This window comes from Saccharopolyspora sp., from assembly GCF_017434145.1.
In the GTDB taxonomy this organism is placed as follows: Bacteria; Actinomycetota; Actinomycetes; order Mycobacteriales; family Pseudonocardiaceae; genus Saccharopolyspora_C; species Saccharopolyspora_C galaxeae.
Genome location: NZ_JAFRFW010000255.1, coordinates 1 through 7,059 on the forward strand (window position 1 = coordinate 1; position 7,059 = coordinate 7,059).

At 67.9% G+C, this 7,059-nt stretch carries 8 protein-coding genes; 3 read left to right on the forward strand and 5 right to left on the reverse strand.

Annotated elements, in window-relative coordinates:
• Positions 1-48 precede the first annotated feature (48 nt).
• The gene (locus IJH84_RS07135) at positions 49-1,461 is read left to right on the forward strand and encodes a glutamate synthase subunit beta (protein WP_295141784.1); all 1,413 of its coding nucleotides are present in this window, start codon (positions 49-51) and stop codon (positions 1,459-1,461) included.
• 257 nt (positions 1,462-1,718) lie between these two features.
• Complete coding sequence (locus tag IJH84_RS07140) at positions 1,719-2,918, forward strand: macrolide family glycosyltransferase (RefSeq protein ID WP_295141768.1); 1,200 nt, start codon at positions 1,719-1,721, stop codon at positions 2,916-2,918.
• Positions 2,919-2,982: 64 nt separating this feature from the next.
• Here IJH84_RS07140 and IJH84_RS07145 read toward each other — a convergent pair whose 3' ends face one another.
• Positions 2,983-3,186 (reverse strand): DUF397 domain-containing protein, encoded by a 204-nt coding sequence (locus IJH84_RS07145; RefSeq protein ID WP_295141770.1) that lies wholly within the window; start codon positions 3,184-3,186, stop codon positions 2,983-2,985.
• 13 nt (positions 3,187-3,199) lie between these two features.
• Complete coding sequence (locus IJH84_RS07150; RefSeq protein ID WP_295141773.1) at positions 3,200-4,051, reverse strand: helix-turn-helix transcriptional regulator; 852 nt, start codon at positions 4,049-4,051, stop codon at positions 3,200-3,202.
• A gap of 140 nt (positions 4,052-4,191) precedes the next feature.
• Between IJH84_RS07150 and IJH84_RS07155 the strand changes: the two genes are divergently transcribed.
• Positions 4,192-4,506 carry a hypothetical protein gene (locus IJH84_RS07155; RefSeq protein ID WP_200070689.1) on the forward strand — a complete coding sequence of 105 codons (315 nt, stop codon included), beginning with the start codon at positions 4,192-4,194 and terminating at the stop codon, positions 4,504-4,506.
• Positions 4,507-4,644: 138 nt separating this feature from the next.
• On the opposite strand, the gene IJH84_RS07160 is transcribed toward IJH84_RS07155, so the two are convergent.
• The 3 genes from IJH84_RS07160 to IJH84_RS07170 form a co-directional block, all read right to left on the reverse strand.
• Positions 4,645-5,253 (reverse strand): lytic polysaccharide monooxygenase, encoded by a 609-nt coding sequence (locus tag IJH84_RS07160; RefSeq protein ID WP_295141777.1) that lies wholly within the window; start codon positions 5,251-5,253, stop codon positions 4,645-4,647.
• A 239-nt stretch (positions 5,254-5,492) separates the two neighbouring features.
• Positions 5,493-6,083, reverse strand: coding sequence for a nucleotide exchange factor GrpE (locus IJH84_RS07165; RefSeq protein WP_295141780.1), 591 nt, complete (start codon positions 6,081-6,083; stop codon positions 5,493-5,495).
• Positions 6,084-6,089: 6 nt separating this feature from the next.
• Positions 6,090-7,059 (reverse strand): Hsp70 family protein (locus tag IJH84_RS07170; protein WP_295141782.1); only part of this gene is annotated, 970 nt, incomplete at its 5' end.

Sequence of the window (7,059 nt, forward strand, 5' to 3'; positions counted from 1 at the left end):
ACCGAGCAGCCGCAGCGTGATGCCGCGCGGCACGAACGCGCCGAAGCTCTGCCCCGCCGCCGGCCCGTCGACCTGCGCCTCAAGGACTGGCACGAGGTCTACGAGGAGCTCAACGAGACGACGCTCAAGAAGCAGGCCGGGCGCTGCATGGACTGCGGCATCCCGTTCTGCCACCAGGGCTGTCCGCTGGGCAACCTCATCCCGGAGTGGAACGACCTGACCTGGCGCGGCGACTGGGCCGATGCGATCCAGCGGCTGCACGCCACGAACAACTTCCCGGAGTTCACCGGGACGTTGTGCCCGGCGCCGTGCGAGGCGGCGTGCGTGGTGGGCATCAACTCCGATCCGGTCACCATCAAGCAGGTCGAGATCGAGATCATCGACAAGGCGTGGGACGAAGGCTGGGTCACCCCGCAGCCGCCCGCGGCCAAGACCGGCAAGAAGGTCGCGGTGATCGGCTCCGGCCCGTCCGGGCTGGCCGCCGCGCAGCAGCTGACCCGCACCGGGCACGACGTGGTGGTCTTCGAGCGGGCCGACCGCCTCGGCGGGTTGCTGCGCTACGGCATCCCCGAGTTCAAGATGGAGAAGCACCGGCTGGACCGGCGGCTCGGGCAGATGCGGGCCGAGGGCACCGAATTCCGCGCCGGCGTCAACGTCGGCGTGGACGTGACCGTGCAGCAGTTGAAGTCCGATTACGACTCCGTCGTGCTGGCGGGAGGCTCCACCGCCGCCCGCGACCTGCCGATCACCGGTCGCGAGGTGCGCGGCGTGCACCAGGCGATGGAGTACCTGCCGCTGTCGAACAAGGTGCAGGAAGGCGATCTGGCGACCTCGCCGATCGACGCTGCCGACAAGGACGTCGTGGTCATCGGCGGCGGTGACACCGGCGCGGACTGCGTCGGCACCGCGCACCGGCAGGGCGCGCGGTCGGTCACCCAGCTGGAGATCATGCCGACGCCGCCGTCCACGCGGCCGGACGCCCAGCCCTGGCCGACCTACCCGATGATCTACCGGGTCTCCTCGGCGCACGAGGAGGGCGGCGAGCGGCTGTTCTCGGTCAACACCCAGGAGTTCCTGGGCGACGAGAACGGCGAGCTGCGCGCGCTGCGGCTGGTCGAGGTGCGCCGCGAGGACGGGAAGTTCGTGCCCGTCGAGGGCAGCGAGCGGGAGATTCCGTGCCAGCTGGCGTTCCTGGCGATGGGCTTCGTCGGCCCGGAGAAGGAGGGCCTGCTCGACGAGCTCGGGGTGGATCTCGACGAGCGCGGCAACGTCGCGCGCGACGAGAACTTCATGACCTCCGTGGACGGGGTCTTCACCGCGGGCGACATGGGCCGCGGGCAGTCGCTGATCGTGTGGGCGATCTCGGAGGGCCGTTCCGCGGCCGCCGGGGCGGACCGCTACCTGACCGGCCGGGACGTGCTGCCCGCGCCGATCGCACCGACGGATCGTCCGCTGACCTGAGCCACCGCCTCCGCGCTGGCCAGCTCGGCGCGGGGGCGGTGATCCACCTGGGCGCCACCGGGACCAGAGCGGTCCCGGTGGCGCCTTTTTGGCTGGTGACGGATTTGCGGCGGCCTGCCGCCCAGTCATTTAGTTGCGAGAAACACCTTTATTGGTGGCGGCTGTTGCGCGACCATGGAGGTGCGGGCGCCAGCGCCGGTGGCCGCGCGGCGGGCAGGCATCCGCCGGCCCGCGCACTCACTCGCTCTGAGGGGAAAATGAAGCACTTCGCGTTCGTCAGCATGCCCGCGCACGGTCACGTCAACCCCACATTGCCGATCGTTGAAGAGCTGGTCCGGCGCGGCCACCGGGTCAGCTACGGCGTCGGCGCCGCGTTCGCGCCGGTGGTCGAGGCGGCGGGCGCGACCGCGGTGCCCACCGGCAGCGAGATGCCGCAGCTGCCCTCGAATTTCGGCGGCACGTTCGACCCGGAAGCGATGGCGCCGTTCATGCAGCACCGGCTCGCCGACCTGCGGGAGAACTTCCCCGTGCTGCTCGAGCACTTCCAGCAGGATCCGCCGGACGCGGTGTGCTTCGACGACGGCGAGATCTCCGGGCCGATGCTGGCCGAGAAGCTGGGCGTGCCGGACGTGGCGCTGGTCCCGCACTTCGCGGGCAACGAGCGCTTCTCGTTCCGCGACCTGCTGCGGGAGCACTCGGCCGATGCGTTCGACCACGAGGAACACCCGGTGTTCCAGGACTTCAAGGCGCGGCTGGCGGAGATCAAGACCGAGTTCGGGGTGACCACCGAATCCGGCGGGTTCGGGCAGACCATCCCGTCCTCGTTGAACCTGGTGTTCCTGCCCGCGGAGTTCCAGATCGCGGTGGAGACCTTCGACGAGCGGTTCCGGTTCATCGGCCCGTCGGTCGGCGGGCGCGCGGAGTCGGACTGGCGGCCCGCGGACTCCGTGAAGCCGCTGCTGTTCATCTCGCTGGGCACGATCTTCAACCAGCGCGCGGACTTCTTCCGCACCTGCATCGAGGCGTTCCGGGACAGCGGCTGGCAGGTCGCGATGTCCATCGGCAACGTCGTCGAGCCCGCCGAACTCGGCGAGATCCCGGACGACTTCGAGGTCCGCCCGAGCTTCCCGCAGCCCGCGGTGCTGCGGCACGCCAGCGCGTTCCTCACGCATTCCGGCATGAACTCGACGATGGAGGCGCTCTACTACGGGGTGCCGCCGATCGCGGTGCCGCAGATGCAGGAGCAGCAGGCCAACGCGCGGCGGCTGGAGGAACTCGGACTCGGGCGGTACCTGGACTCCGACGAGATCACCGCCGCGCAGCTGCGCGATGCGGTGCAGGAAGTCGCCGAGTCCTCCGAGATCCGCGCCGCCGTGCACAAGATGTCCGAGGCCGTCCGCAACTCCGGCGGCGCCCCGGCGGGCGTCGACGCCTTGGAGGCGCACCTCGGCGGCTGATCCACTGAGGTCTTTCCAGGAGTGAACGGACCGTTCGTCCAATCTAGCCGGACGAACGGTCCGCTCACTCTGAACGAGCGGGTTGCTCCGCGGCCGCCAGGTGGGTCAGGAAGCTCGTCCAGCGGCGCCGGTCGAAGCGCAGGATCGGGCCGTGCGGGTCCTTCGAGTCTCGTGCGAGGACTGCGCTGGGCAACGCCGCCACCTCGACGCACGCACCCTGGTTCATGCTCCGCGACGACCGCTTCCAGTCGATTTTTAACGGATCCACGACTTGCTCCTCGTCACGGGAGTTCGGTGAGTACTGCTTCGATGAACTCCCGTGAGTCTTCCTCAGACAGGGCCTCGTTGCGAAGACTTTTCGCAACTGCGAGGTAGGTCTCCGCCAGCAGTGGGTCTCCGACGTCGTAGCGCGCACCCAGCACCGGATGCCCCTCCAGGAAAACGCCTGGGCTGAAGCTTGCGAATTCGAGAACGATGAACTTCCCATCCATGCCGCTGTGGGCACCTGCCGAAGTCGGCAGCACTTGGATGCGCACATGCGGCAAGGTGGCCACCTTCACGAGGTGCGCGAGCTGGCCACGCAGGATCTCTACGCCGCCGACCGGACGGCGCAACGCGGACTCCTCGATAACGGCGTCAAGTCGCAGCGGAGCCGAGTCGTGCAGCCGCCGCTGCCGCTCCAGGCGGAGCTCGGCGACGGCTCGGCGGTCCTGGGCAGCGACGCTGCGACTGGCCTCGGTAAGAGCTTCAGCGTAGTCCCTGGTCTGCAAAAGTCCCGGTATGACGAGTTGTTCGTAGTTGAACTCCCGGGCAGCTTCCCCTTCGGAACCGAGGAAGAAGGCGAACCAGTCCTCGACGATGTCGGCGTACGGTTCCCACCAACTCGGTTCCGCCGAGCTCTTCGCCTGCGCTACCAGGTTTTCGACCTCGGTCTCGGGAACCCGGTAGAAGCGCAACAGATCCCGCACGTCGCGGTGTTGGAGGCGGTACATGCCCGCTTCCATCTGGCTTACCTTGCCGCGTGAGCACCCGAGCTCCTCGGCTGCCTGCTCGGCTGTCTTCCCAGCCTCGTTTCGGAACTGCCGCAGGGCCGCTCCGATGCGTCGACGCGTTGACGCGGGATCGCTTCTCACTGCAACCAACCTCCTCGCGCGCCCCAGTGTGCCTGTCGCCTCGGCTTACCCCGAAGTGATCACCCGATCGTGATCTAGGGCAGCTAACGGTTAGCCAGTAACGTGTTAGCGGTCAGTGTAGAGGCATGGATGGAGGAGCCATGAACGTGGATCTGTCGGGCATCCTGGCGGCGCCGTCGGATGCGGAGTTTCAGCGGGAGTTGCGTGAGGTGGTGGCGTTCGACGCGCCGAGGGTGTTCGCGTTGTGCGAAGAGGAAGGTGTGCGCGAAGACGGGTACGTGCGCTACTGGGGTTTGGCCTTCGACGACTGCGCGGAGGTGATCAGTACCGTGGACGATGCACGGGTGCGTTTCCGTTCCGTCGAAGCTGCCTGCGCGCGCCTGGGGCGCCGCCGCAAGATGCATTTGATCTGGGTGGAGACCGCAGTGGCATCGGCAGGTGACGGGGCGCGGTAGCGGGCGCGGGAACATTTGCGAACTTCCGGCTGGAAAGCCCGAAACCAGGGCGGGCCAGATTTTCGGGGAATGGGTTCCGAATCCGGGACATCGGCCGCTGCCCCGGATTCGGTGTAAATCACGGCCGTCCGGCGCCGGTCAGCTGAGGTTCACGTCTGCGCAGCTGTAGAAGGCGTTGTCGGTGTCGGCGATCTCCCACGCTGCGAAGATCATGTGCTTGCCGTGTTTGCCAGCGGGCAGTCGGACGTCGTGGGCCTCGGTGTCGCCGGGTGTCTTGCCGCCGTAGTCCACCGTGGCGAACGGGGCAGGCTCAAGCTGATCCCTGGTCAACGGCTTGTTCGGATCCCAGTTGTCCTTGGTGATGAAGTAGCGGTACGACTCGGTGGGGTGCGATGCGGTGTTCTTCCAGTGGAATTGGACGTTCTGCCCGGGCTTGAGGTTCGTGGCGGGCCAGTCGCCGCCGCGCGGGTCGTCGAGCTGCCCGAACGTCGGGTTGTCCGCGCTGCACAAATGCCCGTCCGCCGGGCCTTGCTGCGGGAAGTTCCCGGGGCCTTCAACGCTCTGCGGCTCCCACTGGATCGGTCCGCAGTCACCCGCTGCACCGTTGGCGCACACGGCTTGGCGGCTGGGCGGATTCTCGGTGAAACCGTGCGCCTGAGCGAGGCCGGTCGTGATCGCGGGCGCCAGCAAGGTGCTCAGGCCGAGCAGCGAAATTCCGATCGAGCGCGCTGCGCGCTTCGTGGTCATGCAACTCCTTTTCGGGGTTCTCCGCGGAAGGGTTAATCCTTTTCGGCCCTTCCGGGCGGAGAACTTTAGTAGCCCGGAAACAACTCACAAGACCTGATCATTATGATTACCGTCACGTAACGCTGCGATAAAGTTTAACGAAGGCTTTCATGTGCGCAGCGTGCTTCCCGAATGACTCCTGGTCAGTCATTTTCCGATGAATTTATTGGCGCGTTGATCGCTTTCGCGGAAACCGGTCGTCAGCCGCCGGAGGTGACGCGCACCAGCGCCGGCCGGATGAGCTGGCCGTGCGTGCGGTAGCCGGGGCGCAGCACCTCGGCGACCACGGCGTCGGCCTGGACATCGTTGCCGTGCAACGGAATCACGTTGCTGGAGTCGGAAGGAGCGGCCTCGTGCTGTGCCGGGTCGAACGGTTCGCCCAGCGGGTCGATGCGGTGCAGGCCCTCGGCGGCGAGGGTCTGCTGCAACTGCTTGTGCACCGCGCCGAGCGCTTCCGGATTGTGCTTCGCGCCGAGCTCGACGGCGTCCAGCACCGGCAGCAGTTCCCGCAGCAGCCCTTCGGCCGCGCGATCCAGGTTGGCGGTCTGCTCCCGCAGCATCCGCTTGCGGTAGTTGTCGAATTCGGCGGCGAGCCGTTGCAGCGAGGCCAGATGTTCGTCGCGTTCGCCGCGCAGCCGGTCGAGCTGGTCGGCCGGATCGGCGGACGCCTGCGCGTCGGTGCGCGCGGGCTCCGGCGGGCCGATCAGATCGGTCACCACGGTCGGGCGCCGCCGGGGATGTTCGGCCGGGATCGGCAGCGCGTTCGGCGGGTCCTGTTCGTCGTGCGCCACGCCGGCTCACTCCTTCCGGCCGGTGTTGTCGTCGATGATCTCGGCATCCACCACGTCATCGTCGGAGGAGGCCGAACCGCCCGAGGGCCCCGAACCGGCACCCGAACCGCCGGAACCCGAACCACCGCCCCCGGAGCCGCCTGCTTCCGAACCACCGGAATCCGAATACAGCGCCTGCCCGAGCGACTGCGACTCGGCGGAGAGCTTGTCCAGCGCCGTGCGGATCGCCGCCACGTCCTGGCCGCGCAGCGCCTCGTTGGTCTCGCCGATCGCGCCGCGCACCCGGTCCTTGACGTCGGCGGGCAGCTTCTCGTCGTTGTCGCTGAGGACCTTTTCCGTCTGGTACACCAGGGTTTCCGCCTGGTTGCGGGTCTCGGCCTCCTCGCGGCGCTGCCGGTCCTCCTCGGCGTGCGCCTCGGCGTCCGAGACCATCTGGTCGATGTCCTCCTTCGGCAGCGCGGAACCGCCGGTGATCTGGATGGACTGCTCCTTGCCGGTGCCGTGGTCCTTGGCGCCCACGTGCACGATGCCGTAGGCGTCGATGACGAACGAGACCTCGATCTGCGGCACGCCGCGCAGCGCGGGCGGCAGCCCGGTGAGGTCGAAGCTGCCGAGTTTGTTGTTGTGCGCGGCGATTTCCCGTTCCCCTTGGAAGACCTGGATCTGCACCGAGGGCTGGTTGTCGTCGGCGGTGGTGAAGGTTTCCGAGCGCTTGGTCGGGATGGTGGTGTTGCGCTCGATGAGCTTGGTCATGATCCCGCCCTTGGTCTCGATGCCCAGGGACAGCGGGGTCACGTCCAGCAGCAGCACGTCCTTGACGTCGCCGCGCAGCACACCGGCCTGCAGCGCGGCACCGACGGCCACGACCTCGTCCGGGTTGACGCCCTTGTGCGGTTCCTTGCCGCCGGTGAGTTCGCGGATCAGCTCGCCGACCGCGGGCATCCGCGTCGCCCCGCCGACCAGCACCACGTGATCG